Source organism: Phreatobacter sp. (assembly GCF_016793595.1).
Taxonomy (GTDB): Bacteria; Pseudomonadota; Alphaproteobacteria; order Rhizobiales; family Phreatobacteraceae; genus Phreatobacter.
Genome location: NZ_JAEULY010000024.1, coordinates 15807 through 42643, shown reverse-complemented (window position 1 = coordinate 42643; position 26837 = coordinate 15807). Strand labels below are relative to the sequence as shown.

At 67.3% G+C, this 26837-nt stretch carries 27 protein-coding genes; 11 read left to right on the top strand and 16 right to left on the bottom strand.

Annotated elements, in window-relative coordinates; genetic code table 11:
* Nucleotides 1-39 precede the first annotated feature (39 nt).
* The 3 genes from JNK84_RS21395 (at nt 40) to JNK84_RS21385 (ending at nt 4646) form a co-directional block, all read left to right on the top strand.
* Nucleotides 40-339 (top strand): FAD assembly factor SdhE, encoded by a 300-nt coding sequence (locus JNK84_RS21395; protein ID WP_293428048.1) that lies wholly within the window; start codon nt 40-42, stop codon nt 337-339.
* Nucleotides 339-3857: a transcription-repair coupling factor gene (gene mfd / locus JNK84_RS21390; protein ID WP_293428046.1), complete on the top strand. Its 3519-nt coding sequence runs from the start codon at nt 339-341 to the stop codon at nt 3855-3857. The genes JNK84_RS21395 and mfd overlap by 1 nt, the downstream gene beginning before the upstream one ends.
* Nucleotides 3858-3938: 81 nt before the next feature.
* Nucleotides 3939-4646, top strand: coding sequence for a DUF3053 family protein (locus JNK84_RS21385; protein ID WP_293428044.1), 708 nt, complete (start codon nt 3939-3941; stop codon nt 4644-4646).
* Nucleotides 4647-4650: 4 nt separating this feature from the next.
* Here JNK84_RS21385 and JNK84_RS21380 read toward each other — a convergent pair whose 3' ends face one another.
* A complete protein-coding gene (locus JNK84_RS21380; RefSeq protein WP_293428042.1) occupies nt 4651-5883 on the bottom strand; it encodes a hypothetical protein in 1233 nt (410 codons plus the stop codon).
* Nucleotides 5884-6215: 332 nt separating this feature from the next.
* Between JNK84_RS21380 and clpS the strand changes: the two genes are divergently transcribed.
* The 4 genes from clpS (at nt 6216) to JNK84_RS21360 (ending at nt 10323) form a co-directional block, all read left to right on the top strand.
* Nucleotides 6216-6551, top strand: a complete 336-nt coding sequence (gene clpS, locus JNK84_RS21375; protein ID WP_293428099.1) for an ATP-dependent Clp protease adapter ClpS — start codon at nt 6216-6218, stop codon at nt 6549-6551.
* A gap of 58 nt (nt 6552-6609) precedes the next feature.
* Entirely contained in the window at nt 6610-9093 is a 2484-nt protein-coding gene (gene clpA, locus JNK84_RS21370) for an ATP-dependent Clp protease ATP-binding subunit ClpA (RefSeq protein WP_293428040.1), read from the top strand.
* Between the two features lie 142 nt (nt 9094-9235).
* Entirely contained in the window at nt 9236-9976 is a 741-nt protein-coding gene (locus tag JNK84_RS21365; protein WP_293428038.1) for an AzlC family ABC transporter permease, read from the top strand.
* Nucleotides 9973-10323: an AzlD domain-containing protein gene (locus JNK84_RS21360; protein ID WP_293428036.1), complete on the top strand. Its 351-nt coding sequence runs from the start codon at nt 9973-9975 to the stop codon at nt 10321-10323. The genes JNK84_RS21365 and JNK84_RS21360 overlap by 4 nt, the downstream gene beginning before the upstream one ends.
* Here JNK84_RS21360 and JNK84_RS21355 read toward each other — a convergent pair whose 3' ends face one another.
* From JNK84_RS21355 to JNK84_RS21345, 3 genes are all read right to left on the bottom strand, one after another.
* Nucleotides 10324-10770, bottom strand: coding sequence for an HIT family protein (locus tag JNK84_RS21355; protein WP_293428034.1), 447 nt, complete (start codon nt 10768-10770; stop codon nt 10324-10326).
* Between the two features lie 134 nt (nt 10771-10904).
* Entirely contained in the window at nt 10905-11135 is a 231-nt protein-coding gene (locus tag JNK84_RS21350) for a hypothetical protein (RefSeq protein WP_293428032.1), read from the bottom strand.
* Nucleotides 11136-11309: 174 nt separating this feature from the next.
* The gene (locus tag JNK84_RS21345) at nt 11310-11585 is read right to left on the bottom strand and encodes a hypothetical protein (protein ID WP_293428030.1); all 276 of its coding nucleotides are present in this window, start codon (nt 11583-11585) and stop codon (nt 11310-11312) included.
* A 327-nt stretch (nt 11586-11912) separates the two neighbouring features.
* On the opposite strand from JNK84_RS21345, the gene JNK84_RS21340 reads away from it, so the two are divergent.
* The gene (locus JNK84_RS21340; protein WP_293428029.1) at nt 11913-12308 is read left to right on the top strand and encodes a hypothetical protein; all 396 of its coding nucleotides are present in this window, start codon (nt 11913-11915) and stop codon (nt 12306-12308) included.
* Here the strand turns inward: JNK84_RS21340 and JNK84_RS21335 are convergent.
* The 3 genes from JNK84_RS21335 to JNK84_RS21325 all read right to left on the bottom strand — a co-directional run bounded on the left by JNK84_RS21335 (nt 12305) and on the right by JNK84_RS21325 (nt 14762).
* A complete protein-coding gene (locus tag JNK84_RS21335; RefSeq protein WP_293428027.1) occupies nt 12305-13483 on the bottom strand; it encodes a GNAT family N-acetyltransferase in 1179 nt (392 codons plus the stop codon). The two genes, JNK84_RS21340 and JNK84_RS21335, sit on opposite strands and share 4 nt — an antisense overlap.
* A gap of 71 nt (nt 13484-13554) precedes the next feature.
* Nucleotides 13555-14304, bottom strand: coding sequence for a glycerophosphodiester phosphodiesterase family protein (locus tag JNK84_RS21330; protein WP_293428025.1), 750 nt, complete (start codon nt 14302-14304; stop codon nt 13555-13557).
* On the bottom strand, nt 14304-14762 hold the full coding sequence (locus JNK84_RS21325) for a RidA family protein (RefSeq protein ID WP_293428023.1): 459 nt from the start codon (nt 14760-14762) through the stop codon (nt 14304-14306). The genes JNK84_RS21330 and JNK84_RS21325 overlap by 1 nt, the downstream gene beginning before the upstream one ends.
* A 299-nt stretch (nt 14763-15061) precedes the next feature.
* Here JNK84_RS21325 and JNK84_RS21320 point away from each other — a divergent pair, with 299 nt between their 5' ends.
* The gene (locus JNK84_RS21320; protein WP_293428021.1) at nt 15062-15892 is read left to right on the top strand and encodes a cell envelope integrity EipB family protein; all 831 of its coding nucleotides are present in this window, start codon (nt 15062-15064) and stop codon (nt 15890-15892) included.
* A 10-nt stretch (nt 15893-15902) separates the two neighbouring features.
* Here JNK84_RS21320 and JNK84_RS21315 read toward each other — a convergent pair whose 3' ends face one another.
* The 3 genes from JNK84_RS21315 to JNK84_RS21305 form a co-directional block, all read right to left on the bottom strand.
* Nucleotides 15903-16535 carry an NUDIX hydrolase gene (locus JNK84_RS21315; protein WP_293428019.1) on the bottom strand — a complete coding sequence of 211 codons (633 nt, stop codon included), beginning with the start codon at nt 16533-16535 and terminating at the stop codon, nt 15903-15905.
* A 145-nt stretch (nt 16536-16680) separates the two neighbouring features.
* Nucleotides 16681-17943, bottom strand: coding sequence for a DNA polymerase IV (locus JNK84_RS21310; RefSeq protein ID WP_293428017.1), 1263 nt, complete (start codon nt 17941-17943; stop codon nt 16681-16683).
* A 121-nt stretch (nt 17944-18064) separates the two neighbouring features.
* Nucleotides 18065-18361 (bottom strand): DUF3572 domain-containing protein, encoded by a 297-nt coding sequence (locus JNK84_RS21305; RefSeq protein WP_293428015.1) that lies wholly within the window; start codon nt 18359-18361, stop codon nt 18065-18067.
* A 94-nt stretch (nt 18362-18455) separates the two neighbouring features.
* On the opposite strand from JNK84_RS21305, the gene JNK84_RS21300 reads away from it, so the two are divergent.
* Nucleotides 18456-18827 carry a response regulator gene (locus JNK84_RS21300; RefSeq protein ID WP_293428013.1) on the top strand — a complete coding sequence of 124 codons (372 nt, stop codon included), beginning with the start codon at nt 18456-18458 and terminating at the stop codon, nt 18825-18827.
* 16 nt (nt 18828-18843) lie between these two features.
* The gene (locus JNK84_RS21295; protein WP_293428011.1) at nt 18844-20217 is read left to right on the top strand and encodes a PleD family two-component system response regulator; all 1374 of its coding nucleotides are present in this window, start codon (nt 18844-18846) and stop codon (nt 20215-20217) included.
* A 370-nt stretch (nt 20218-20587) separates the two neighbouring features.
* Here the strand turns inward: JNK84_RS21295 and JNK84_RS21290 are convergent, their stop codons facing one another.
* The 6 genes from JNK84_RS21290 to JNK84_RS21265 all read right to left on the bottom strand — a co-directional run bounded on the left by JNK84_RS21290 (nt 20588) and on the right by JNK84_RS21265 (nt 26741).
* Nucleotides 20588-20827: a hypothetical protein gene (locus JNK84_RS21290; protein WP_293428009.1), complete on the bottom strand. Its 240-nt coding sequence runs from the start codon at nt 20825-20827 to the stop codon at nt 20588-20590.
* Between the two features lie 96 nt (nt 20828-20923).
* Nucleotides 20924-21091, bottom strand: coding sequence for a 50S ribosomal protein L33 (gene rpmG / locus JNK84_RS21285; protein WP_293428007.1), 168 nt, complete (start codon nt 21089-21091; stop codon nt 20924-20926).
* Between the two features lie 140 nt (nt 21092-21231).
* Complete coding sequence (gene cysG / locus JNK84_RS21280; RefSeq protein WP_293428005.1) at nt 21232-22644, bottom strand: siroheme synthase CysG; 1413 nt, start codon at nt 22642-22644, stop codon at nt 21232-21234.
* 59 nt (nt 22645-22703) lie between these two features.
* On the bottom strand, nt 22704-24311 hold the full coding sequence (locus tag JNK84_RS21275; RefSeq protein WP_293428003.1) for a sulfite reductase subunit alpha: 1608 nt from the start codon (nt 24309-24311) through the stop codon (nt 22704-22706).
* On the bottom strand, nt 24308-26092 hold the full coding sequence (locus JNK84_RS21270) for a NirA family protein (RefSeq protein ID WP_293428001.1): 1785 nt from the start codon (nt 26090-26092) through the stop codon (nt 24308-24310). Before JNK84_RS21270 ends, JNK84_RS21275 begins: the two co-directional genes overlap by 4 nt.
* A gap of 259 nt (nt 26093-26351) precedes the next feature.
* Nucleotides 26352-26741 carry a hypothetical protein gene (locus tag JNK84_RS21265; protein WP_293427999.1) on the bottom strand — a complete coding sequence of 130 codons (390 nt, stop codon included), beginning with the start codon at nt 26739-26741 and terminating at the stop codon, nt 26352-26354.
* Nucleotides 26742-26837 lie beyond the last annotated feature (96 nt).

Sequence of the window (26837 nt, the reverse complement as noted above, 5' to 3'; positions counted from 1 at the left end):
GGCGTCCCCGGCTTTCGCCGTTTTTGCCCCGGAGCCTCCATGACCGGCACGACCCGCTCTTCCGCCGATCTCGATCCGCGCCGCCGCAAGGTGCTGTTCCGCGCGTGGCATCGCGGCACGCGCGAGATGGACCTGATCATGGGCCGTTTCGCCGACGCCCATATCGGCGGTTTCTCGGACGCCGAGCTCGACGATTTCGAGCGGCTGATCGAGGTGCCCGACCGCGACCTGTTCGCCTGGGTGACAGCCAAGGCCGAGACCCCCGGCAATTACGACACCGCCATATTCCAGGCGCTGAAAGCCTTCCATTCCGAGGGCAAGGGAGTCTGGTTGGGCTGATGGCCAAGCGCGCTCCCGCCGACGTCGTCGCCTCGCGCGGCCGGCTGACCCTTGCGGGCGTGCCGCAGGGCTATGACGCGCTGGTCGTCGCCGATCTCGCGCGCCAGCTTCACGCCAAGGGCAATCAGGCATCGCCGGAACTGCTCGTCATCTGCCGCGACGGCCCGCGCATGCAGGCGATGGAGACGGCGCTGTCCTTCTTCGCGCCCGGCATCGAGGTTTTGACCCTGCCGGCCTGGGACTGCCAGCCCTATGACCGCGCCTCTCCGAACGCCTCGATCATGGCGCGGCGCATGCTGACCTTGTCGCGCCTCGCCCGCACCTCGGGCCGGGCGACACCGGCCGTGGTGCTGACGACGATCAACGCGGCGCTTCAGCGCCTGCCGGCGCGGGCGCTGCTCGCCAAACAGTCGCTGTCGGCGGCCCCCGGCAACGTCATCTCGATGAGCGACCTCCAGAACTGGCTGGAGGTGAACGGCTATCTGCGCACCTCGACCGTCCGCGATGTCGGCGAATATGCCGTGCGCGGCGGCATTCTCGACCTCAATCCGCCCGGTTTCGACGCGCCGATCCGCCTCGACTTCTTCGGCGACACGCTGGAATCGATCCGCACCTTCGACGCGGAAACCCAGCGCACCACCGGCAATCTGCGCCGGCTCGACCTCGTGCCGACCTCCGAGGTGCAGATCACCACCGAGACCATGGTGAAGTTCCGCCTCGCCTATGTCCGCGCCTTCGGCGGCTCGACCAAGGGCGACGCGCTCTACGAATCCGTGTCCGAGGGCCGGCGCTATCCCGGCGTCGAGCACTGGATGCCGCTGTTCCACGACCGGCTGGACACGATCTTCGACTACCTGCCGGATTCCGGCGTGGTGCTGGACGCGCAGGTCGAGGAGGCCGCGAAGGAGCGCCTGACCACGGTCGCGGACTATTACGACGCCCGAAAGACCGCGCTGGAGCACGATGGCGGCGGGGCCGCCTACAAGCCGCTGCCGCCGGATGCGCTCTACCTGAAAACCGAGGAATGGGAGCGCAAGCGCGGCGGCGAGGCCGTCGTGAAACTCTCGCCCTTCGCGCTGGCCGGCGCCTCAGACGGCGCGCTGATCGATCTCGACGGCCGGCGCGGCCGGTCCTTCGCCGCCGAGCGTGCGGACGAAAACGCCAATGTCTTCGATGCCGTCGCCTTGCATGTGACGGCGCTGCGCAAGGAGAAGAAGCGCGTCGTCATTGCGGCATGGTCGGAGGGCTCGCGCGAGCGCCTGCAACCGATCCTCGAAGACCACGGCATGAAGGCGATTCGACCGGTCGCGAGCTGGTCGGCGGCGGAAGCGCTGCGCGGCGACGAGATCGCACTCGCCGTGCTCGGGGTCGAGGAAGGCTTCGAGACGCCCGACCTCGCCATTATCGGCGAACAGGACATTCTCGGCGACCGCCTCGTGCGCGCCCAGAAGCGCCGCAAGCGGGCGCAGGACTTCATCACCGAGGCGACCAGCCTCTCGGCCGGCGACCTCGTCGTCCATGTCGACCACGGCATCGGCCGCTTCGTCGGCCTCGAAACCGTGACGGCCGCTGGCGCGCCGCACGACTGCGCCGAAATCCACTATGCCGGCGGCGACAAGCTGTTCCTGCCGGTCGAGAATATCGAGCTTCTGTCCCGCTACGGCTCGGAGGATGCCGAGGCGCAGCTCGACAAGCTCGGCGGGGGAGCCTGGCAGGCGCGCAAGGCGCGCATGAAGAAGCGCATCCTCGAAATGGCGGCCGGCCTGATCAAGATCGCCGCCGCGCGCGCCCTGCGCGAAGCGCCGAAGCTGGTCGCGCCGGACGGCGCCTATGACGAGTTCGCCGCCAAATTCCCCTATGACGAGACCGAGGATCAGGCGGGCGCCATCGACAGCGTCCTCGAAGACCTTGGCGCGGGCCGGCCGATGGACCGCCTCGTCTGCGGCGATGTCGGCTTCGGCAAGACCGAGGTCGCGCTGCGCGCCGCCTTCGCGGCGGTCATGGGCGGCAAGCAGGTGGCGGTCGTCGTCCCGACCACGTTGCTGGCGCGCCAGCACTTCAAGACCTTCGCCGAGCGCTTCAAGGGCCTGCCGGTCCATGTCGCGCAGGCCTCGCGCATGGTCGGCTCGGCCGATCTCGCCGCTGCCAAGAAGGGCCTCTCGGAAGGCACGGTCGATATTGTCGTTGGCACCCACGCCCTGCTCGGCAAGGCCATATCCTTCAAGGATCTCGGCCTCGTCATCGTCGACGAGGAGCAGCATTTCGGTGTTGGCCACAAGGAGCGGCTGAAGGAGCTGCGCGCCGAGGTCCACGTCCTGACCCTGACCGCGACGCCGATCCCGCGCACTCTGCAACTCGCCATGACCGGCGTGCGCGACCTCTCGATCATCGCGACGCCGCCGGTGGACCGCCTCGCGGTCCGGTCCTTCGTCACGCCCTTCGACCCCCTGATCATCCGCGAGGCGCTGCTGCGCGAGCGCTACCGGGGCGGGCAGGCCTTCTTCGTCTGCCCGCGCATCGAGGATCTCGGCGAGGTGGAGGCCTTCCTGCGCGAGCATGTGCCGGAGGCGAAGTTCATCGTCGCTCACGGTCAGATGGCCGCCGGCGAGCTGGAGGACCGGATCGGCGCCTTCTACGACGGCAAGGTCGATATCCTCCTGTCCACGACGATCGTGGAATCGGGCCTCGACATCCCCTCGGCGAACACGCTGATCGTCTGGCGCGCGGACATGTTCGGCCTCGCCCAGCTCTACCAGCTGCGCGGCCGCGTCGGCCGTTCCAAGACGCGCGCCTATGCGCTGTTCACGCTGCCGGAGAACAAGCCGGTGACGCCGCAGGCCGAGCGCCGCCTGAAGGTTCTGCAATCGCTCGACACGCTCGGCGCGGGCTTCCAGCTCGCTTCGCACGATCTCGACATCCGCGGCGCCGGCAACCTCTTGGGCGACGAGCAGTCCGGCCATATCAAGGAGGTCGGCTACGAGCTCTACCAGCAGATGCTGGAGGAGGCCGTGTCGATGATGAAGGCGGGCCTCGTGGACGAGACCGTGGAGGACAAGTGGTCGCCGCAGATCACGGTCGGCACGCCGATCCTGATCCCCGAGCACTATGTCGAGGACCTCAACCTGCGCCTGTCGCTCTATCGCCGCCTCGGCGACCTCGCCACCGATCAGGAGATCGACGCCTTCGCCGCCGAGATGATCGACCGGTTCGGGCCGCTGCCCGACGAGGTCCAGCATCTCGTCAAGGTCGCGGTGATCAAGGCCTATTGCCGGCGCGCCAATGTCGACAAGGTCGATGCCGGCCCGCGCGGCATCGTTCTGTCGTTCCGCGATCAGAAATTCGCCAATCCCGCCGGCCTCGTCCGCTATATCGGCGAGCAGGGCTCGCTGGCGAAGGTCCGCCCCGACCAGAAGATCGTGTTCATCCGCGACTGGCCGAAATCCGAGGACCGGCTCAAGGGCGCGGCCGTCATCCTGCGCAACCTCGTGAAGATCGCGGAAACGAAAAAGGCGGCGTGAGGCATCGGCCGGAATCAGGGCCGTGAGACAACCCATGGAAACAGCCGCCACCGCGCGGCTTCGCCATTCAAGGGTTCACGCATGAACGCCACGATGTCGCGACGCGGGCTCGTCCTCGGCGGGCTCGCCATGTTCGTCGCCTCCTGCGCCGACAGCGAAGGGCAGGGGCGTGCCGCCTTCATCGCCTTCCTCAGGGAGCGGCTGCTTCAGCCGCGCGGGCTGCGCGTTCCGCAGCTCACCGAAGCCGAAACGCGACGCTTCGGCATTTATGCGCGCCATTACGATCCGATCCGCGAGTTTCACGACACGCTGACCCGCGATGTCGCGCCGCTGATGAGCAGCGCCGCGCGCATCCTGCCGGCGCTGCGGCGTCCGCAGGACTGGGTGGCGAAGCGCTCCGACGTCGCCGAGAGCCGCAAGCTGATCGGCCATGCCAGGACGCGCGCCAGCGACCTGTTCGCCGCGACCAACACGGCGGTCAGCCACCTCGCCCAGCCGGACGACCTTAGGGCGGTCTATCAGGACGCCTATCGCAAGACGGTCTCGGAGGTCGCGCCGCTGTTCATCGCGACGCTCGACGGGCTCGACGACCTGTTCGACAACGTCGATCAGGCGGCCGCCTATATCGACGCGAACAGGGGCCGCATGCGGCTCGTCGGCGGCATGTTCGAGACTGCGGATACCTCGGTGCTGACCGGCCTTCAGGAGCGGTCAGCCGCCATTGCCGGGGCGCAGGCGCGGCTGTTCCAGGTGCGTGGACGCCTCGACAGCCTGATGGCGCGCGGCTGAGCCGTCAGTCGCCTTCGTCGGCGCTGACGACCACGACGCCGAATTCCCGCGTCATCAGGAACACCATGATGCCGCCGCGCCCCTGATCGCGCAGCTCCCGCGCGACGCGGATGGCGAGCTTGCGGCCCTCCGCCTCGTGCCTTGCGAGGAAGCCGTCATCCTCCCTGAACGCGCCGGGATTGTCCCAGTCCAGCGCATCCTCGAAACGCCCCACCCAGGCGTTGAGGTCGGTGGCGAGGGCGGGCGAGAGGCCCAGCGCCTCGGGATCGATATTGCTGCCGTACTCGTCGTCCAGAGACCAGACGGGATGGCAGCCGTAATCCGCCATCAGCTTGATCCGCCTGGGATTTGTGTAGACCCGTTCCGGAGCCTCGGGAAAGACCGTCCCGACCGGCGCATAGGCGATGCGGTCCGCGCCGATCGCCTCGGCCATGCGGGCCGCCAGCGCGCGGCCCTCCGCCTCGTGGTGCTCGGCCTGTTGCGGGTCGGTGAAGCCGCCCTTGCGCTTCCCCTGAGGGATGGTGCCGAGATAGTTCGTCTCCCAGTCGAGGATATCGCCGACCAGTTCCTCGCCGAAAGTCTCGGCGGCGAGCGTCTGCGGCACGACCCATCCGGTCGCATCGTCCGCGAAGGGCAGGACGAACGGGCGGATCATCAGCCGCACTTTCCGGGGCAGGACGGCCGCCTCGTCCGCTGCGGACGGGTCGGACGAGGTGGGCATGACCGCCCCGGCGGGCACGGCAGCCACCCGGCGCAGGTGATAGGCGGCGAAGGCGGCCACGGCGATGGCCGCGCCGGCGAGCGGCCATGGCTCATCCAGCGGCGAGCGCAGCAGCCCCGCCGACGCGACCGCGACGACCAGAGCGGTCGCCACCAGATAGATCAGGAAGGCGTTGATCGTGGCGCGGCGGCCGTCGGGATCAGGCTCCTCGTCGGGATCGATGAGGCGCGGCGCGGCATAGCCGAGATAGGCCGCTTGCAGGGCCGCGGCGACGAGGAATGCGGGCAGGGCGAGGATGCTGAGAACCACCAGCAGGACGCCGCCTGAAAAGACCGCGACGGCCGTGCCAAGCATCCACCGGCCGCGCAGCCTGTCGGCGCGGGGAACCGGCTTCAGCGTGATGCTGGCGAGGGCCTTGTCCATGAAGGCGTCCAACACCATTTGCCGTGCGGCGACGATCCCCGCCACGATGTAGAACGCGCCGACGAGGCGAATGCCGATATCGACGCCGTTCATGCCTCCGGGCTCTCCGCAACCCGGCTCCGGTCAGCCCGCCCCATGCACCACTCCGCCATTCCGCGCCAAAGGGTAGGGCGCGTTAGGGCTTTGTCCACCGCCACTGGCGGCGCCGTTCGCCGGTTCCTATTTTGGGGCTAGTCTCAGGGCATCACGCCCGGCATGATTCTCGCATTGCACTCGTCCATGATCCGCCTTGGAATGGACACCGATCGAACCGACAGTTTCAGGCGTGGCGCATAATGCGGCACGAACTCAAGACCATGATGCAGGACGCAAGGTCCATCGACGACAGCCACGGAGCGCCATTGCGGGACAATCTCGCACTGACGATGGCCGGCAAGCGCGACGAGCGCGACCAGGATCCGGGTGGGCCGGGGACGTCCGTGATCGCCAAGACCCGGCCGCAGACCAAGCGGCCGAGCCTCTATCGCGTGCTGCTGCTGAACGACGATTACACGCCGATGGAGTTCGTCGTGCACATCCTCCAGAAGTTCTTCAACAAGGACTCCGACGCCGCCACCCGCATCATGCTGCACGTCCATCAGCACGGCGTCGGCGAGTGCGGCGTCTATACCTACGAAGTCGCGGAAACCAAGGTCACGCAGGTCATGGATTTCGCGAGAAAGCACCAGCATCCGCTGCAATGCGTGATGGAGAAGAAGTGAGTTCCTTCGGCACCTTTCGCGCCTTCCGGCGCATCATGACTTACTGACGAGGTTTCCCTTGCCCTCATTCTCACGCAGCCTCGAACAGTCGCTCCACCGGGCCCTCGCGCTCGCCAACGAGCGGCGGCACGAATATGCGACGCTGGAGCACCTGCTGCTCGCGCTGGTCGACGATCAGGACGCGGCGGCGGTGATGAAGGCGTGCAGCGTCGATCTCGAGAAGCTCAAGAAGAGCCTCGTCGGCTACATCGATTCCGAGCTTGAGAACCTCGTCACGGACGGTTCCGACGATTCCAAGCCCACCGCCGGCTTCCAGCGCGTCATCCAGCGCGCGGTGATCCACGTCCAGTCGTCCGGCCGCGAGGAAGTGACCGGCGCCAACGTGCTGGTCGCGATCTTCGCCGAGCGCGAGAGCCACGCCGCCTATTTCCTGCAGGAGCAGGACATGACCCGCTACGACGCGGTCAACTACATCTCGCATGGCATCGCCAAGCGCGCGGGCCTGTCCGAGGCGCGCTCGCCCAAGGGTTCCGACGAGCCCGAGGAGGCCAAGGAGAAGGCACCGGACGGCGAGAAGAAGAAGGGCGACGCGCTCGACACCTATTGCGTCAACCTCAACAAGAAGGCGCGCGAGGGCCGCATCGACCCGCTGATCGGCCGCGACGGCGAGATCAGCAGGACGATCCAGGTGCTCTGCCGCCGCCAGAAGAACAATCCGCTGCTGGTCGGCGATCCCGGCGTCGGCAAGACCGCCATCGCGGAGGGCCTCGCCAAGCGCATCGTCGAGAACGACGTGCCGGACGTCCTGAAGGACGCCACCGTCTTCTCGCTCGACATGGGCACGCTGCTCGCCGGCACGCGCTATCGCGGCGATTTCGAGGAGCGCCTCAAGCAGGTCATCAAGGAGGTGGAAGCCCACCCCAAGGCGATCATGTTCATCGACGAGATCCACACGGTGATCGGCGCTGGCGCGACCTCGGGCGGCGCCATGGACGCCTCGAACCTTTTGAAGCCGGCGCTGGCGCAGGGCACGCTGCGCTGCATCGGTTCGACCACCTACAAGGAATACCGCCAGTATTTCGAGAAGGACCGCGCGCTCGTCCGCCGCTTCCAGAAGATCGACGTCAACGAGCCGACGGTCGAGGATTCGATCGAGATCCTGAAGGGTCTGAAGTCCGCCTTCGAGACCTATCACAAGCTGCGCTACACCAACGAGGCCATCAAGGCCGCGGTCGAACTCTCCGCGCGCTACATTCATGACCGCAAGCTGCCCGACAAGGCGATCGACGTGATCGACGAGAGCGGCGCGGCGCAGATGCTGGTGCCCGAGGGCAAGCGGAAGAAGACCATCGGCATCAAGGAGATCGAGGCGACGATCGCGACCATGGCGCGCATCCCGCCGAAGACCGTCTCCAAGGACGATGCCGAGGTGCTCCGCAACATCGAGACGACGCTGAAGCGCGTGGTCTACGGGCAGGACAAGGCGATCGAGGCCCTGTCGGCCTCGATCAAGCTCGCCCGCGCGGGCCTGCGCGAACCGGAAAAGCCGATCGGCAACTACCTGTTCTCCGGCCCGACCGGCGTCGGCAAGACCGAGGTCGCCAAGCAGCTCGCCAACACGCTGGGCGTGCAGCTCCTGCGCTTCGACATGTCGGAATATATGGAGCGCCACACCGTCTCGCGGCTGATCGGCGCGCCTCCCGGCTATGTCGGTTTCGATCAGGGCGGCCTCCTGACCGACGGCGTCGACCAGAACCCGTATTGCGTGCTGCTGCTGGACGAGATCGAGAAGGCCCATCCGGACCTGTTCAACATCCTCCTGCAGATCATGGATCACGGGAAGCTGACCGATCACAACGGCAAGCAGGTCGACTTCCGCAATGTCATCCTGATCATGACGACCAATGCGGGCGCTTCCGACCTCGCCAAGCCGGCGATCGGCTTCACCCGCAACAAGCGCACGGGCGATGATTCCGAGGCGATCAACCGCCTGTTCGCGCCGGAATTCCGCAACCGGCTCGATGCGGTCATCGCCTTCGGCCATCTGTCGACCGAGGTGATCGGCAATGTCGTCGAGAAGTTCGTCCTCCAGCTCGAGGCCCAGCTCGCCGACCGTCAGGTCACCATCGAGCTGTCGCCCGACGCCAAGGACTGGCTGATCGAACGCGGCTATGACGAGCAGATGGGCGCGCGTCCCATGGCCCGCGTGATCCAGGAATATGTCAAGAAACCGCTGGCCGAGGACCTGCTGTTCGGGCGCCTCAAGAATGGCGGCCATGTCCGCGTGATCGTCGAGAAGGACGAGGAGGGCTTCCCCATCCTCGGCTTCGACTATCCCGCCGGCCCCGTGACGCCGAAGCCCGAGCCGGTCGCCCCCGATGTTCGCCGCATCGCCAAGCGCGCTGCGTCGAAAAAGGCCGGTTCTGCCAAGGCCAAGCGCAAGCCGAAGGGCTCGGGCGGCGGATCGGGTGGCGTTCCCGCGCCGACCGAGCCGAAGCGCCCGTCCGGCTCGGTGCCGAAAGTGCCGCTCAAGGCGGAGTGAGGCGCGGAGCCCCGCCCGTGACGCGATCCGACCCCGGCCGAGGCAAGCCTCGCGCCGGGGTCTGTCGTTTGGGCCACCGAATGGCCCGCATGCGGCTTTGGTCCTTGTGCGGTGCAGCGCTCTGTCCGACTGATCGGCGGCGATGACCACCCCCAATCCGCCCTATGTGCCGCTGTCGCAGGCCGCCTGGTATCGCCGGGGCCTGCGCGCCTCGGCCGCCCTGCCGGCGGTGATCCTGGCCGCGACCTTCATCGGCATCGGCTCGGTCTGCGCCGATTACGGCATGCCGCTCGTCTGGGCGCTCCTCGCGACGCTGCTGATCTGGGCCGGGCCGGCGCATCTGATCCTCGTCGGCGGGCTCGGCAGCGGCGCGTCCTGGGTCGCCATCGCGCTCACCGTCGGCCTGTCGTCGGTGCGCCTTCTACCGATGGTGGTGTCGCTCTTGCCCTATCTCCGGCTGAAGGATCGCAACCCGCTCGTCGCGGCGCTGTGCGCGCACATGGTCGCCATCTCGATCTGGGTGGAGGGCCTGCGCCTGCTGCCGCAGGTCGATGCCGAGGGCAGGGTGCCCTTCTTCCTCGGCCTCGGCACTGGCCTGCTCGCCTCGGCGGCGGGCAGCACGGTGATCGGCTACGGACTGGCCGGCATCATCCCGAACGCCTTCGCCGCTGGCCTCTTGTTCCTCACGCCGATCTTCTTCCTGCTGTCGCTGTTCACCACGGCGCGGATGCTCTCCGACCGCCTCGCCATTGGCATCGGCTTCTTCGGCCTGCTCCTCGCATCGCTCGCGGGCGACGGGCTCGAACTGCTCTATGCCGGGCTTGGTGGCGGCACGCTTGCCTATGCGCTCGGCCGTATCAGGCGCGCGAGGGCCATGTCATGACCCTGATCGGTTCCGATCTCACGCCCTATCTCGCGCTGATCCTGCTCGGGGTGCTGCCGACCGAGATCTGGCGCTGGCTTGCGCTGGTGGTCGGACGCGGCCTCGACGAGAGCTCTGAGCTTCTGGTCTGGGTGCGCGCCGTCGCCACCGCGACGCTCGCGGCCGTCGTCGCCAAGCTCGCCTTCTTCCCGGCCGGCGCGCTCGCCGCGCTGCCGCTCGGCTGGCGGGCCGGCGCCTTCGTCGCAGGGCTTTCGGCCTATTTCCTCGGCCGCAAGTCGGTGCTGTTCGGGGTTCTGGCGGCCGAAGCAGTCATCGTCGCCAGCGCCTGGTGGCTCGGCGTCAGATAGCTAGCCGCCGGCCTGCATCGCTTCCAGCGCCGAGCGGATGGTGGCCGCGTGCTTGGCCAGAACGTCCTGATTCTCCATCGCGCCGGTGTGCGGCCGCAGCGCGACGCCGGTCCAGCGCGGCAGGATGTGGACGTGGATGTGGAACACAACCTGTCCGCCGGCGCTCTCGTTGAACTGCTGGACCGTCAGCCCGTCGGCGGCCATGGCGCGCTTGACGCCCTTGGCGACGAACTGGGAGGCCTTGGCGAGATCGGCGAGATCGTCCGGGTTGATGTCGAGGAGATTGCGCGCCGCGGTCTTCGGGATGACCAGCACGTGGCCGTCCGCGCGCGGCATGATGTCCATGAAAGCCAGCACCTTGTCGGTCTCGTAGACCTTGTGGGCCGGCAATTCGCCACGCAGAATTTTGGCGAAGATGTTGTTCGGATCGTAGGCGGTCGCGGCCATGGCAAACTCTCGCGCGGACTGGGGCGAGGGTGTCGCAATCCAGAACGGCGGCGTCAAGCTCCGGACGGCTGTGCCGGAAAAGACGATGCCGGCGCGGTTTCCCGCGCCGGCATGACGGCAAAGCCCGTCAGGACTTACCAGTAGTAGCGGCGACGCCAGTAGCGGCGGCGGATGACGTAGACGCGGCGCGGCCGGTAATAGTAGCGACGGCGACGCACGATGTAATACTGCATCTCCTGCGGCTCGCCCGTCGCCGGAACGGACGGAGCGGCGGCGGGAGCGGGAGCGGCCGAAGCAGCCGTGGCGGTGGCGGCGACGGCTGCGCCTCCGGCGATGGCTGCGACGAACATACGGCGATGAAGCATGGATAGTCCTCCTGCAGAGTTGCCTTGGCGCATCCAGGCACGAGACTGGGGCACCGACTTCCGCGGCGTCAAGCCGCTTCGTCCACCAGAGTTGACGGGTTCTGTTTCTGCACGACGACGCCCGGCTGACAGGGGCGTGTCACCGGGCGTCGCATGCGGCATTTCAGTCAGGCGTCAGCTGGCCCGGCGCACAGCCCGGCGGGCGCGGCGATGATGGCGGCGGGCACCGCGGCGGTGGCCGCGCACGGCGCGACGATGGCGGCGGCGGTGACGGCCGCGCATTTCCAGCGGCTCCGCATCGGCGGCGACGGCAGCCGGCGCCTCGGGCGCGATCGAGTCGATCAGGCGGTCGACGGCCGGGGCAGCCTGCGCCGAGCCGGCGACGGCGACGAGGGCGGTTGCGGCAACGCCGCTGCCGAGCGCGGTGAAGAAGGTGCGACGGTCGAACATGGCTTTTCCTCGGTTTCGTGAAGGCCGGACCACCCGGCTCACGCACAAGGTGCGCCGTTCAAACTGAACCGCTCATATCGCCGCGTTTATGAAGCGTTCAGCTTGATGCGCTCCAGGCACTGGGGAGCAGCTGTCAAGCCATTGATAAGAGGCCGTAATCTCCGTTTTCGGATCGATCGAGGCCGTCCGCGCGACCGCAAGTCATCGAACAGAAATATCTCTGCCCGCACGATCACCCGAAATCGGCGCTTCCCGGACGGGTTGTGCCCGATGAAAGCCGAAATGCTCCGGGCATCATGCCGGGGCCAACCCGACCGGAGCGTTTCCATGTCGACCAATCCCGATCTCGCGGCAGTCGCCGAGGCGGCGCGCCGCGCCGAGGAAGAACAGCAGCGCCAGCAGCAGGCCCAGCAGGGCAGCTATATCGACGTCGGCGATGCCGGATACGGCCTCTTCGACCTTGCCAGCAGCATGCTGTCGGGCGTCGGTCGGGCTGCATCGTCTGCCGCCTCAACGATCGGAGATGCCGCGGGCGGCGCCGCCAATATGGTCGGCTCGGTCGCCTCCGGCGCTGCCGATGTGGCCGGTACGGTCGCCGGTGGCGCGGTCGATGTCGCCGGCTCCGTCGTGTCGGGCGCTGTCAATGTCGTGGGCTCGGTCGCCTCGGGTGCCGTCGACGTCGCGAGTTCGATAGGCGAGGGCCTCGGCGGGATCGATTTCTAGTCGACCTCGGCGGCCATTTTCCGGAACGGCGCCAGCGCATCCAGTTCCTCGACCGCGTCGGCGACGTATCTCCGCTCGCGGTCGAGATAGTCGGCCACCGCGCGCCGGAAGCCGGGATCAGCGATGAAATGAGCCGAGTGGGTCGTTACCGGCCGGTAGCCGCGTGCGAGCTTGTGCTCGCCCTGCGCGCCCGCCTCGACCCGCTTGAGGCCGCGGCTGATGGCATAGTCGATGGCCTGATAGTAGCAGACCTCGAAATGCAGGAAGGGATGCTCTTCCACCGCGCCCCAGTGGCGGCCGTAAAGCACGTCGCCGCCGATGAAATTGATCGCGCCGGCGATATAGCGGCCGTCGCGCTCCGCCATGATCAGCAGGATGCGGTCGGCCATGCGCTCGCCGATCAGCGAGAAGAACGACCGCATCAGATAGGGCCGGCCCCATTTGCGCGAGCCGGTATCCATGTAGAAGGCGAAGAATGCGTCCCAGACATCCTCGGTCAGGTCGCGCCCGGTCAGTTGCCGGATCGTGATGCCGCGGCCTTCGAGCGCCTCGCGTCGCTCCCGGCGGATTGCCTTGCGCTTGCGGGAGGCGAGGGCGGCGAGGAACCCGTCGAAGGAGCCGTAGCCCTCGTTCTCGAAATGGAACTGCGTGTCGGTGCGCAGGAGGTAGCCGGCTTCCCCCATCAGCGCCGCCTCGTCCTCGGGGCAGAAGGTGACATGAACAGAGGAAGCGCCGAGCTTCATCGCGACCTGCGCGGCCCCCTGCACGAGTGCGGACCGCGCGGCGCCGCCAGCCTCGCCGGGCTTCACCAGCAGGCGGCGTCCCGTGGCGGGCGTGAAGGGTACGCTCGCCTGCAGCTTCGGGTAGTAGCGCCCGCCGGCGCGCTCATAGGCCTCGGCCCATCCGGCATCGAAGACATATTCGCCGCGCGAATGGCCCTTGAGGTAGCAGGGCAGGATGCCCTGGATCGCGCCGTCCGCCTCCAGCACCAGATGGTGGCCGAGCCAGCCGGTCTGTCGGGTGGCCGAACCTGATTCCTCGAGGCTGAGGAAGTAGGCATGATCCAGGAACGGATCGACCTTGCCGTCCGCGCTGGCGGCGCAGGCGTTCCAGTCCGTGGTTGCGATGTCCTTGAGGCTCGAGGCGACGCGGATCGTATAGGTCGGGGCGCTCATCGGTCTGATACTACAGCGTTTTCGAGCGAAGTGGGCATCGGTGCGCGTCAAGAAAACGCGATCACGGAAAGCTAGGCGAGATAGCCCTCGAAGGTCACCTGGTCGGCGTGCTCGGCCGCAATCATGCGCTCGCTGTCGGTGCGCACGGTCCAGCAGATGACCGGCCGCCCCAGCGAGCCGCGACAGCGTTCGGTCGCGGCGCTCGGCAGGTCCGCGACGCGCCAGGACAGGAAATGCGGGTCGGTCTCGCCGAAATGCGCGAGCGAGGCGAGGTCGCGGCGCATATCTGCGGGTATGCGCGCCCAATGCGCGCCGGCATAGTGCGATTCGGCGACGATGCCGCGCACCAGCGACGGCGCATTGGCCTTCAGCCAGGCGATGGGCACGGGATCGAAGGACATGAGGGCGAGGGGGCCTGCATAGCCCGCCGCCAGTTCCGCGACGCGCTTGGTCAGGCCCAGCCTGCCGTCGAATTCCGACTTGATCTCGACGACCAGCGGCACGCGCCCCCGTACCTGCGCGAACAGGCCGGCAAGCGTGATCATGCGGTCGCCGGTCGCCTTGAACGGAACCTTGGCGAGTTCGGCCGTCGTCAGGGCCTCGACCGGCCCGGCGGCCGTCGTCAGCCGGTCGAGCGTGCCGTCGTGGAAGACGATGGCGTCGCCGTCGGCGGTCGGCTGCACATCGCATTCGATGGCGTAGTTGCCGGCGATCGCCGCGGCGAAGGCGGCCGGCTGGTTCTCCACCACGCCGGGCGCCAGCCCATGCAGCCCGCGATGGGCGATGGGCCGGCGGATCAGGAAGCCGAGATCCGCCGTCATCAGGCGATCTCGACCGTCGCCTCGACCTCGACCGAGGCATTGGCGGGGAGGGCGGCGACGCCGATGGTCGAACGGGCATGGCGGCCCTTGTCGCCAAACACCTCGACCATCAGGTCGGAGGCGCCGTTCATCACCTTCGGCGCGTCGACGAAGTCCGGCGTGCAGTTGATGAAACCGCCGAGGCGGACGACGCGCACGACATTGTCGAGATTGCCGACGGCCGCCTGGATCTGAGCAATCAGGTTGAGCGCGCACTGGCGCGCCGCCTTCTGGCCGTCCTCGATGGAGACGCCGCCGCCGAGCTTGCCGGCCATCACCCCGTCCGGACCGAAGGGGAGCTGGCCGGACACGGTCAGCACATTGCCGGTCCGCACGAAGGGTACGTAGTTCGCGACCGGGGCGGCGGCGACCGGCAGGACGATGCCGAGATCGGCGAGGTGTTTGGCGACGGACGACATGGTGCGCTCCCAAAAAAGCGTTTTCAGGCGAAGTAGATGCCGGTTCGCGTGACGAAAACGCGGCAAAATAACCTCGATGGAGCGCTTTCGCGATATGCAGAAAAGCGAAAATGCTCCGGTTCCAGATGTTTCGGCGCGGACCCTGCCCCAAGCCCGGTGGCGGGGCAAGCCGGACGGCGCGACATATCCATGCCGCGTTGTCGCCTCCGATAGGCCTCTCTATCCTGCAATCCCGAGGCCCTGCGAATCCCTTCCTGTCGCCAGTCCCGCAAAGTTCAGCCTCCGCCGGAGCCCCGCCGATGAATCCTGTCCGCCCGCTCGCACTCGCGGCGCTGCTCGGAACCCTCGTCGTGGCGCCCGCCGCGACGCAGCCGGCGCCCGAGCCGGTTCTGGGGCCGCATCGGGCGGTCTACGATCTCAGGCTGGACAGCCGGCGCGCCGCCCGCGGCATGGACGATGCCCGCGGCCGCATCCTGTTCGAGACGAGCGGCAACCGCTGCGAGGGCTTCACCACCACGTTCCGGCAGGTCGTGCAGCTCACCGTCAACGGCAATCCCGTGACCATGGACGTGAACACCGCCCATTTCGAGGAGGGCGATGGCACCGGCTTCCGCTTCACCTCCCGCTCCAGCGAGAACGGCGCGCCGCGCAACGAGACGGATGGCAGCGCGCGCCGGACCGGCGACGCCGTGCAGATCGCCGTCAGGCGGCCGCGCGAGTTGGAGACGCGCGCCGATGCGGCGACCATCTTTCCGACCGAGCATCTCCTCCAGCTCGTCAAGGCGTCCCGCGCCGGCCAGACCATCCTCGAGGCCAAGGTCTATGACGGCGCCGAGACCGGCGAGAAAATCTACAATGCCACTGCCGTCATCGGTCGCCGCATCGCGCCCGGCGCCGGCGAGGTCGAGGAAGCCGCGCGCGATCCGAAGCTTGCGGCGCTCGCCCGCTGGCCGGTGACGATCAGCTATTTCGAGGATGGCAGCGACCGGGCGACGCCGATCTATTCCATCGCCTTCGAGCTCTACGAGAACGGCGTGTCGCGCCAGCTCGTTATCGACTACGGCGAGTTTGCCCTGCAGGGCACGCTGACCAAGCTGGAATGGCAGGCGGAAACGCCCTGCGGCCGCTGACGACGGCCCTCTACCGCCAGGCGAAGACCGGCTGTTCCAGCTGATCGACGCGGGTGGTGCGTCCGGCGAGCATTTCCCGGAACTGGTAGATGAGAGCGGCGGTCGGCGCGTGGATCACGTGGCCCGCGATGTGGACCCGCACGACCGACCGGTCGCTTTCGGCGATGCTGACGAAGTCGAAGGCGTCGGGATCGGCGACGGCGCTGACCGGGATGCGGTGGACGGACGCCACTTCCTGCGGGTTCGGCACCAGCGGGGCGGCTGTCCCGCCCCAGACGATGGCCGGCGTCACGAGGTAGCCGGAGCGCGTCGGATAATCGTCGAGCAGGCCGATGATCTGGTCGCGGCCTGCTCGCAGGCCCAGTTCCTCCTCCAGTTCCCGCAGGGCGGCGTCGGTCACGGTCTCGCCGTCGTCCAGCCGGCCCCCCGGCAGCGCCCACTGGTTGCCATGGGCGCGGAGCGTCGCGGCGCGCATGGTCAGCAGAAAGGCGGGCGGGGCGCTGCCGTTCTCGCCCGGCACCAGGACGATGGAAACCGCCGCGCGCTTCAGCGCCGCTGGGGCCTGATCGGTGGGCCGCCGCCTGAATGCGGCATAGCGAACTTCCACCTCGCGGCGGAAGGCGTCATCGAACGACCAGTCCATGCATTGGTGTATCGCAGGACGACGCCAAGGCCGCCAGTCCGACATACGGCCCGGCCGTTGCAGCCAGTAGCGACAATTCCCCGAATACCCATTTTCCTATCACACAGCGTTACGCTCGTCTAGGAAAAAATACACACGCAATGCATCAATCGTCGAAGGTGATGCCCTTGACCACCGCGGCCTTGCCGAATTTGGCCCGCAGGGCATCGACCGCGCCCTCCACCTTGACGTTGTGGGCGATGGAGCCATCGACGAGGTCGGAGGGGTCGGCCTTGTCGAGGCTGGCCAGTTCGGAAATGCCGATGCCGATGAGGCGGTAGGCGGTGCCGTCGGCTTCGCGCATCAGCATGTCGCGGCCGGCCTCGAAGATGCGCGCCGCCAGCACGGTCGGCGATGCCAGGCTGCGCGAGCGCGTCCGGATGCGGAAATCGGCGCTCTTCAGTTTCAGGGTGACGGTTCTTCCCGCCAGTTGCTGCGTCTTGGCGCGCGCTGAGACCTTTTCCGCCAGCCGGAACAACATCTTTTCCAGCGTGCGGGCATCCCGGATATCCGTTTCGAACGTCGTCTCGGCGGAAACCGACTTGGTCTCGCCGTCCGGTTCGACCTTGCGCTCGTCGATGCCGCGCGACAGGCGGGACAGTCTCAGGCCCATCGCGCCGTAGCGGCGCATCAGTTCGCTTTCGTCCAGCCGGCGCAGGTCCGCGATGCGCTTCAGCCCGTCGCGCTCCAGCGTCTCCTGCAGGGCCTTGCCGACGCCCCAGATCAGCGAAACCGGTTTCGACCCGAGGAAGTCCAGCGCTTCCGCCTTGCCGATGGCCGCGAAGCCGCGTGGCTTGTCCATGTCCGAGGCGATCTTGGCGAGAAACTTGTTGTAGGAGAGACCGGCCGAGATCGTGATGCCGATGTCGCGCTCGACGCACCTCGCGAATTTCGCCAGCACCACGGCCGGCGGGGCGCCGTGCAATCGTTCCGTGCCGGTCAGGTCGAGGAAGGCCTCGTCGATGGAGAGCGGTTCGACCAGCGGCGTCAGCGCCCGCATGGCCTCACGCACCTCACGGCCGACGCGGACATATTTCTCCATGTTCGGCTTGATGACGACCGCCTCCGGGCAGAGCGCCAGAGCCTTGAACATCGGCATGGCGGATCTGACGCCGTGGATTCGCGCGATGTAGCAGCAGGTCGAGACGACGCCGCGCTTGCCGCCGCCGACGATCAGCGGCCTGTCGACCAGACTCGGATCGTCGCGCTTCTCGATCGTGGCGTAGAAGGCGTCGCAGTCGACATGGGCGATCGAGAGCGCGGACAGTTCCGCATGACGGGCGAGCCGGGGCGAGCCGCAGGCGCGGCACCGCGCCGAAGCCGGGTCGGCCTCGGTGAAACAGTCTCGGCAGAAGGCGAGAAGCGCCACGTTTTACGTTCCGAGTGCGATCAGTGTCCCGCGCCCCCAAGGGTGATCCCGGCGATCAGCGGATTCAAGGCGACCTCAGCCGGGAACTGGCATCAGCCGGTGGTCTTTCCCCAACCGGGGGTCAGGCGAAGCCCCGCTCCCATGGCACGATGCCGAGCGCATGGGCGGCCTTCACCACCCGCTCGGGCCGGATCCCCTCGTTCGCCGCAAAGGCGAGCAGGAGCGGCTCGTCGGACATCAGGTGTTCCATGACCGCGACGAGAAATCCGGGCGATGCGGCGGCGGCCCTGATTCCCCCGGGATCGATGCCCGCGAGGGACAAAAACCGCTCCAGCCGCTCGGGTTCCGCGGCGAGAAACGCCAGAGCGTTCGCCGCGAGGCTCTCGGCAAGGTCCCGTTCACCCGGACGCAACGTCATGGTTTGTCCTTTTGTAAGGAATTCCAACTAGCTTGTCCGCCATCCGTCAACGCTCGGCAACCATGCCGGTGCGGCCCCGGCCCTGCGAGTTCCGATGTCGAAGACTGTCATGATCGTCGAGGATAACGAGCTCAATATGAAGCTCTTCCACGACCTTCTGGAGGCCAACGGCTACCGGACGATCCAGACTCGCAACGGCACCGAGGCCCTGGACCTCGCCCGCAATCACAAGCCCGACCTGATCCTGATGGACATTCAGCTGCCGGAGATTTCCGGCCTGGATGTGACGCGCTGGATCAAGGAGGACGACACGATCCGGCACATTCCGATCATCGCGGTCACGGCCTTTGCGATGAAGGGCGACGAAGAACGCATCAGGGCAGGGGGCTGCGAGGCCTATCTGTCGAAACCGATCTCGGTGGCGAAGTTCATCGAGACCGTCCGTCATTTCCTCGGCGGGGCATGAGAAGGCGATAGCACCGATGACCGCACGTGTTCTTGTCGTCGACGACATTCTCGCCAATGTGAAATTGCTCGAGGCACGGCTGTCCGCCGAGTATTTCGACGTGATCACGGCCATGTCGGGTCCCGAGGCGCTGTCGATCTGCGAGCGCGCCCAGTGCGACATCGTGCTGCTCGACGTGATGATGCCGGAGATGGACGGGTTTGAGGTTTGCCGTCGCCTGAAGGCCAACCCGGCGACGCACCACATCCCCGTCATCATGGTCACCGCGCTCGACCAACCCTCGGACCGCATCCGCGGCCTGGAAGTGGGCGCCGACGACTTCCTGACCAAGCCGGTCAACGATCTCGCCCTCATCACGCGCGTGCGCTCGCTCGTGCGCCTGAAGATGATGCAGGACGAGCTTCGCATGCGCGCGGTCACGTCGCGCGAGATCGGCATGCGCGACCCGCTCGCCGAAGCCGTCGCCGAGACCGGACTGAACGGCCGGATCCTGATCGTCGATGACCGGGCCTCGTCCCACGAGCGCATCGTGCAGGCGCTGAGCGCCCAGCATCAGGTCGAGGTCGAGCCGCGCGCCCAGGAGGCCCTGTTCAAGGCGGCCGAGGGCAGTTTCGACATGATCATGGTGTCGCTCGGGCTCACCGATTTCGACCCGCTGCGGCTCTGCTCGCAGATCAGGTCGATCGACCGCACCCGCGGCCTGCCGATTCTGGTGATCGCCGAGCCCGAGGACGAGGCGCGGCTGCTGCGCGGCCTCGACATCGGTGTGAACGACTACCTGCTGCGGCCGATCGACCGCAACGAGATGGCTGCGCGCGTGCGCACGCAGGTGCGCAAGAAGCGCTACACCGAACGCCTTCGCGACAACGTCCAGCAGTCGATGGAAATGGCGATTACCGACGGGCTCACCGGCCTGCACAATCGCCGCTACATGGAGAGCCACCTCGGCACGCTGGTCGAACAGGCCTCGATGCGCGGCAAGCCGCTTTCCGTGCTGATCCTCGACATCGACTACTTCAAGGCGGTCAACGACACCTGGGGCCACGATGCCGGCGACGAGGTGCTGCGCGAGTTCGCCCAGCGCCTGCGCAAGAGCGTGCGCGGGATCGACCTTGCCTGCCGTCTCGGCGGCGAGGAGTTCGTCGTGGTCATGCCGGACACCGATGCCGGCGTTGCCTCCATCGTCGCCGAGCGCATCCGCGCACGCGTGGCGGGCGAACCCTTCGCCATCCACAAGGGCGCGCGCGCGATCGACGTGACCGTGTCCATCGGCATGGCCCAGCGGCAGGCCGGCGATACTGAGGCGGACGAGCTGGTCAAGCGTGCCGACCAGGCGCTCTACCGGGCCAAGCGCGACGGCCGCAACAGGGTGGTTCTGGACGCAGCGTGAGCCGCGTTCACCATAAGAATAAACCTTGTCGCTTTAGGTTAAGGGCCGGTTTACCGGTTGTATCGCCTCGTCTTCATTGAAGCACTGACCCTGCCTCGGGTAAGCTCTTGGCAGATCAGGACGTGATCATCCCATCCGATGATCTGCGTTCGTCCTGATCTTCATGCCCTGCGCGTCACCAGGTCCGCCGCATCTCCTGGTCCCGTAGGGTCGGCCGGTCGGGTTCGGCGCGGATGGCCTCTCCGCATAGCCGCAGGCCCGGCCGGCCACCATGCCTCCCACATGTATCGGATCATTCCGTGCATCGGATTCGCGCGCGGGACTGTCGCTTTGGATCAGAGCCTGCGGTGCGCGGGCTTTTCCTGGCGCGTTAGCGGTGTCGCTGCACCCGCCTCAACCAGTAGAAGCCGTAGAGGCCGGCAGCGAGCAGCAGCAGGGCCGGGCTGAGGGACAACAGGAACATGCCCGGCGCATGATCGAACCTGTAGGAAGCGCAGCCCGACATGCGTCCGCAGATGCGGATCGAGCCGTAGTAGAACGTCAGCGCGATGATCGTCGCGCCAATCGCCGCGATGCCGCCGAACAGCCAGAGGGGCCAGGACTGACGCATGAGCCTTGCCGCTGAGCTTTGAACTCCAAGGGTCCGATACGACAATGGCCCCGCGTGGGGGCCATTGGGAATATCTCGACGATCAGGAACGGCCGATCACTTGATCTTGGCTTCCTTGAACTCGACGTGCTTGCGCGCGACGGGGTCATACTTCTTCATCGACAGCTTGTCGGTCATGGTCCGCGAGTTCTTCTTCGCGGTGTAGAAATAGCCCGTATCGGCGGTCGAAACGAGTTTGATCTTGATGGTTGCGGCCTTGGCCATGGCAAGTCCTCGCGGCAGGTCTGATTTCGGCGCCGGCCTCGGGAATAGCAGGCGAATGCCCGCTGCGTCGCCGCCAGCTGATCGGGCGGGATGTGACAGGTCGCATCCGCGATGTCAAGGAAAAGCAGGGCGGAGGCCGTTCAGACCCCGGTGAAGGCGGCTTCGATGCTTTCCGGGGAGACCTTCGACGCGGCAAAGGCGCTGCCATAGAGAATCAGCAGCGGGCCGCTCCACTGGGCGGAGGCGAGTTCCTGCCCAAGGGTGGCGACTGTCGAGGCGATCACCGCCTGATCCGCCCGCGTGGCATTGACCACGGCGACGGCCGGAGTTTGCGGATCGAGGCCTTCCCCGAGCAGGCGCGCCGCCATGTCCAGCCAGGTGCCGCCCGCCATATAGACGACCGTCGAGGCGGCGGGGTCGGCGAGGGCAGTCCAGCAAAGGTCGCGCGGCAGACGGCCGTCGCGGCCGTGGGCAGTAACATATTGCAGCCTGCGGGCATGATCACGATGGGTGAGCGACAGGCCAAGCGCGGCGGCTGCTCCTTGCGCGGCGGATATGCCGGGAACGACCTCGACGGGGATGCCCGCGGCCTCGGCGGCGGCGATTTCCTCGCCGGCTCGTCCGAAGATCATGGGATCGCCAGACTTGAGGCGGACGACGCGGCGGCCCTCGCGCGCGAGGCGGACGACAAGTGCGTTGATGTCCTCCTGACGGCAGGAGGGCCCACGCCCGCGCTTGCCAGCCGATATGCGCAGGGACTCGCGCCGCGCCACGTCCAGAACCGCTGGCGGCACCAGATCGTCATGGACGATGACATCGGCTGATTGCAGCGCGCGCACCGCCTTCATGGTCAGCAGTTCGGGATCGCCGGGGCCGGCCCCCACCAGCATGATGCAGCCGGACTTCGCCCCGACCGCCGCCATGGCTTCGGTTTCCAGCGCGTCCACCAGAGCTTCGGCGGGCTTCTGGGCGGGATTGGCTAGCGCCTGCCTGGCGAAAAGGCCCCAGAACCGCTGCCGCGCATGAAAAGGCAGGGCGAGGGCCGCGACGCGCATGCGCCAGACCTTCGCCGCCTCGGCCCAGCGCGCGAGGCCCTGCGGCAGGATCGCCTCGATGCGCGCGCGGATGGCCTGTCCGAAAACGGGGGCTGCGCCATCGGTCGATATGCCGATGACCAGGGGCGAACGGTTGACGATACCGCCGAACTGCACGTCGCAGAATTCCGGCTTGTCGATCACGTTGACCGGCATGCCGGCCGCGCGGGCGGCGTCGCGGAAGCGCGTGGCCTCGGCATCGCCCTCCATCGCACCGATCGCAAAGGAGGCGCCGGCAAGGTCGTCCTGCGTCCATTCGCGCGCATGAAGGGTGATTGCCTCGCTTGCATCGGCCAGAGCGATCATCGCCTCGCCGGGCGCACCCGAGAAGACCTCGACCCTTGCTCCGGCCGCCGCGAGCAGTTCCGCCTTCCAGACCGCCGCCCCGGAGCCGCCGGCAACGATCGTTCGCCGCCCGGCAAGCTTGAGGAAGACGGGCAGGACGGCGAGCGGGGCCATTCGCGGCGCATACCGGGCCTCAGGAGTGCGGACGGCTGCCTCGGTCATGACACCGCCCTTCAATAGACGTCGGCCTGGTAGCGGCCGGCCTTCTTCATCTCCTGCACGTAGGCGACGGCCTCATCGGCCGACCTGCCGCCATGGCCGGAGATCACGTCGACCAGGGCGGCTTCGACGTCCTTCGCCATGCGCTTGGCATCGCCGCAGATGTAGAAGTGCGCGCCATCCGAGAGCCAGCGCCAGAGCTCGGCTCCATTCTCGCGCATGCGGTCCTGCACGTAGATCTTTTCAGAGCCGTCGCGCGACCAGGCGAGCGACAGGCGGCCGAGGATGCCGGCCTTCTTCATCGCGTCCAGTTCGTCGGCATAGAAGAAATCCGTCGCCTGCCGCTGGTGGCCGTAGAACAGCCAGTTGGGTCCGGTGGCCCTGTCGGCCCAGCGGTCCTGAAGGAAGGCGCGGAACGGCGCGACGCCGGTGCCGGGGCCGACCATGATCACCGGCTTGGTCGGATCAGCCGGGAGAGCAAAGGCATGCGCGCGCTGGATATAGGCGCGGACCTTGCCGCCAGGCGCCGCGCGCTCGCCGAGGAAGGTCGAGGCGACCCCGAGGCGGCGGCGCTTGTTGATCTGGTAGCGCACCGCATCGACGGTGAGCGAGACGCGGCCGGGATTGGCCTTGATCGACGAGGAAATGGAATAGAGGCGCGGCTGGAGCGGCTCCAGCGCCTCGACGAAGGCTTCGGGATGCGGCCGCACGCCGGGGAATTTCTGGAGCACGGCGAGCACGTCGAGGGTTTCGGCATCGCCATCCGGGTCCTCGCCGGTGGCGAGCGCCCGGGCCTTGGCGCGCTGCGCGCCGCCGGTGAGGAAGGACAAGAGCTCGAACAGCGAATCCGGGGCAGGGGACAGCGAGACATCCTCCGTCAGGACATCGCGTAGCTGCCGTCCCCGCACTTCCGCGACATGGGAAGCGCCGAGCATGGCGATGATCTGGTCCACGAGGCCGAGATCGTTGGTGGGAAAGAGCCCGAAGGCATCGCCAACGACATAGTCGAGGCCGGCCTCGACGAGGTCGAACTCGACATGGAACGTGGCCTTTTCCGATCCTTCGGCGTTCAGCCGTTTGCGTGAAATGAAGGTCACCTCGACAGGCGTCTCGCGGGAACGGCCGGGCGCCGCCGTGGTGATTTGCTTTGCCGGCTCCGCGCCCGATGTAACCGCAGGAGCGGCGGGCGCGGCCCCGATCTCGGCGGCCAGGCTCTTGAGCACCCGCATCGTGTCCTTGCCGCCGGGCACGCAGAGGTTCAGTCGCTCCTCCGATTTCAGCGCCAGGGCATTGGCATAGTCGGCACAGTTGTAGCCGCACTGGCCGCAATCCTGCTGCGCCATGGCTGCCATCAGGCGTGGGGCCACGGGCTTGCCTTCGGCGAGCTTCATGCGTTCGCCGATCGCCATGGACGGGTCGTGCCACGGCGCGTCGTCATTGCTGGCGAGATCGGAGGAAGCGCCGCCGATATCCGGAGGCGGGTCGATGGCGACGGCCCCGGGAACCCCGCCGGGAGCCAGAGCCGCCGAGAAGAAGCCCGAAAGCCACTGGCGCTGTTCGGCGGAGAAGGGCGCGGTGTCCGGGATCAGCGCGTAAATCTGCGTCGTCGGATGGGCAGTCACTCCGCGGCCTCCTTCATGGTGGCGAGCGCCGGGGTCACGAGAGCGTCGAGCGCCTCCGCTTCATGACGAAGGGTGAAGGCCTGGAAGCTCTCGTCAGGTCCGGCGCGGTGCGCGAGGTAGGTTTTCAGCAGCGCCTCGACATGGCGCGGCGCGTCCTCGGCCTTGACGCCCTTCCACAGATAGCGGCCGATCCGCGCGTTCTCGGCGAAGCCGCCGCCAACCGCGATGTCGTAGCCCTCGACGGTGTCGCCGTCCTCGTTGGTGGGCACCCGGGCGCCGATCAGGCCGATATCGCCGATATAGTGCTGGGCGCAGGAATGGTGGCAGCCGGTCAGGTGGATGTTCACGGGGATATCGATGGCGACGCGCGCCTCGACATGGGCCGCGATCTCCAGCGCGTGGCCTTTGGTGTTCGACGCGGCGAACTTGCAGCCGGCATTGCCGGTGCAGGCGACGAGACCGGCGCGGATCGGCGTCACCGTCGTGGAGAGGCCGAGCGCGGCGATGCGCGCTTCCGCCGCGGCCACCCTGGCGTCGGGAATGCCGGACAGGATGAGGTTCTGCCAGACGGTGAGCCTGATGTCGCCGTCACCGAGCTCGCGCGCAATGGCGGCGAGGCCTTCCGCCTGCGTGCGCGTGAGCTTGCCGACGTTCATCACCACGCCGACCCAGTTGAGGCCGGCCTGCTTCTGTTTGTGGACGCCGACATGGGCATAGCGGTCGGTGGCGGGACGGGGCGCGACACGGGCCTCGTCGATCCGCGCGAGCTTGGCGCCGAGCTTCTCCTCCACCGCAGCTATGAACTTCTCGAAGCCCCAGGCATCGAGCACATATTTCAGCCGCGCCTTGCTACGGTTGGAGCGGTCGCCGTGATCGACGAAGACGCGGACGATGGCGTCCGCGATGGCGGTTGCTTGGGCCGGCCGGCAGAAGGTCCCGGTCGAGCGGGCGAGGTCGTGGTGGCCGGATATGCCGCCGAGCACGATGCGCAGCCAGATCCCGGGCTCGACGCCCGAACCGTCCAGCACATTCACCGCCTGAAAGCCGATATCGTTGGTCTCTTCGAGCGCCGGTGAGACGCCGGCGCCGTCGAACGAGACGTTGAACTTGCGGGGAAGGCCGTAGAGCACCCGCTCGTTGAGGATGTGGAAATGCCATTCGCGGCAGAGCGGCCGCGTGTCGATGAGTTCCCGCGCGTCGATCCCGGCCAGCGGCGATCCCGTGACGTTACGGATATTGTCAGCGCCGGAGCCTTTGGCGACGAGACCGAGATCGGCGAGACCCTCCAGCAGCGCCCTGGCATTTTCCGGGCGGATTTCGCGCATCTGAAGGTTTGCGCGCGTGGTGACATGGAGGTAGCCGCCGCCGAAGCGTTCGGCGAGGTCGGCGCAGCCTGCCAGCTGATGGGCTTTCAGGATGCCGTTCGGAATGCGCATGCGCAGCATGAAGCTGTCCTGCGCGGGGGCGACGTTGAACAGCCCGAAATAGCGCCAGCGGAAATTGTCCGGCGGGGCCGGCAGCTTGCCGGCCGCGGCTTCCGTGGTCAGCCGGTGGAATGCGTCGAACGGGTGCTCGTCGCGCTTCCACTTCTCCTGATCGACCAGCTTCTTGCCGGCCCTGGTCTGGGCATCCTGCGCGAGAAGGTGCGGAGCGTCCGGACCGGCCGGCGCGCTGGCGGCAGGTGTGGAGCCGCCAAGCCCGCCGACGGCGCGCGAGGCGGCAGCCCCTGCGACAAATCCTTCGAGATAGCGCTTCTGCTCGGCGCTGAAGTCCTGTGACATCCGATCCCCGTGTGGAGCGAGGGGCCGGCGTCATTGGCGGCCAGAAAGACTGGCCTCGTTCGAAGCAAGAGGGGTGCCAGAATGCGTCTGGTGCGAAATGTCACGCGATATCAGTGCATTGCGGTGACCTTGGCGGTTTGCCGCCATCGCGCGCGCTGCGGCCGATTTAGGCTTGATGCGATTCGATGCCGCCGATTTGTGCAATGCAGCAGCGGACCTGCATCGACGTGCTCGCGCGGGATCTGGGGCGCCATCCGGCCTATTTGCCGCCGGGCAGAGCCATCTGGGTCCACCAGGTGGTGAATGTGCCGTCGGCGTGGACGGTCAGCCCGACGCAACTGATGAAGAGGCCCCTGTCGGCGACGATCGAGTCCGTGAACGTGCCGTCAGGCGAGGTGAATTTCAGCTTGCATTCGACGAGGCGGATATTTTCGGGCCGCAGATCGAACGAGGCCGCGCCCTTTGCGGGCACTTTGGCGGCGATCTCGAGCGGGCTTCTCCAGAAATCATCGCCCTGGGACAGGACGGCGAGCGCGACGTTCTTGATCGTGGACGTGCCGTTGTTCTTGATCTCGACGGCCCGGCTTTTTTTCCTGTCCACGAAGCAGTGGCCGGGCACGACATCGGCCGGCAAGGCGTCGGGCGCCACCATCTTCGTCGTTTTGACAGTGTATTTCATGACCAGTCCCCCACTATCCTTCCGAACAGTGTGGCGGACCAACAATTCGGTCAATGTCCGGAGAAA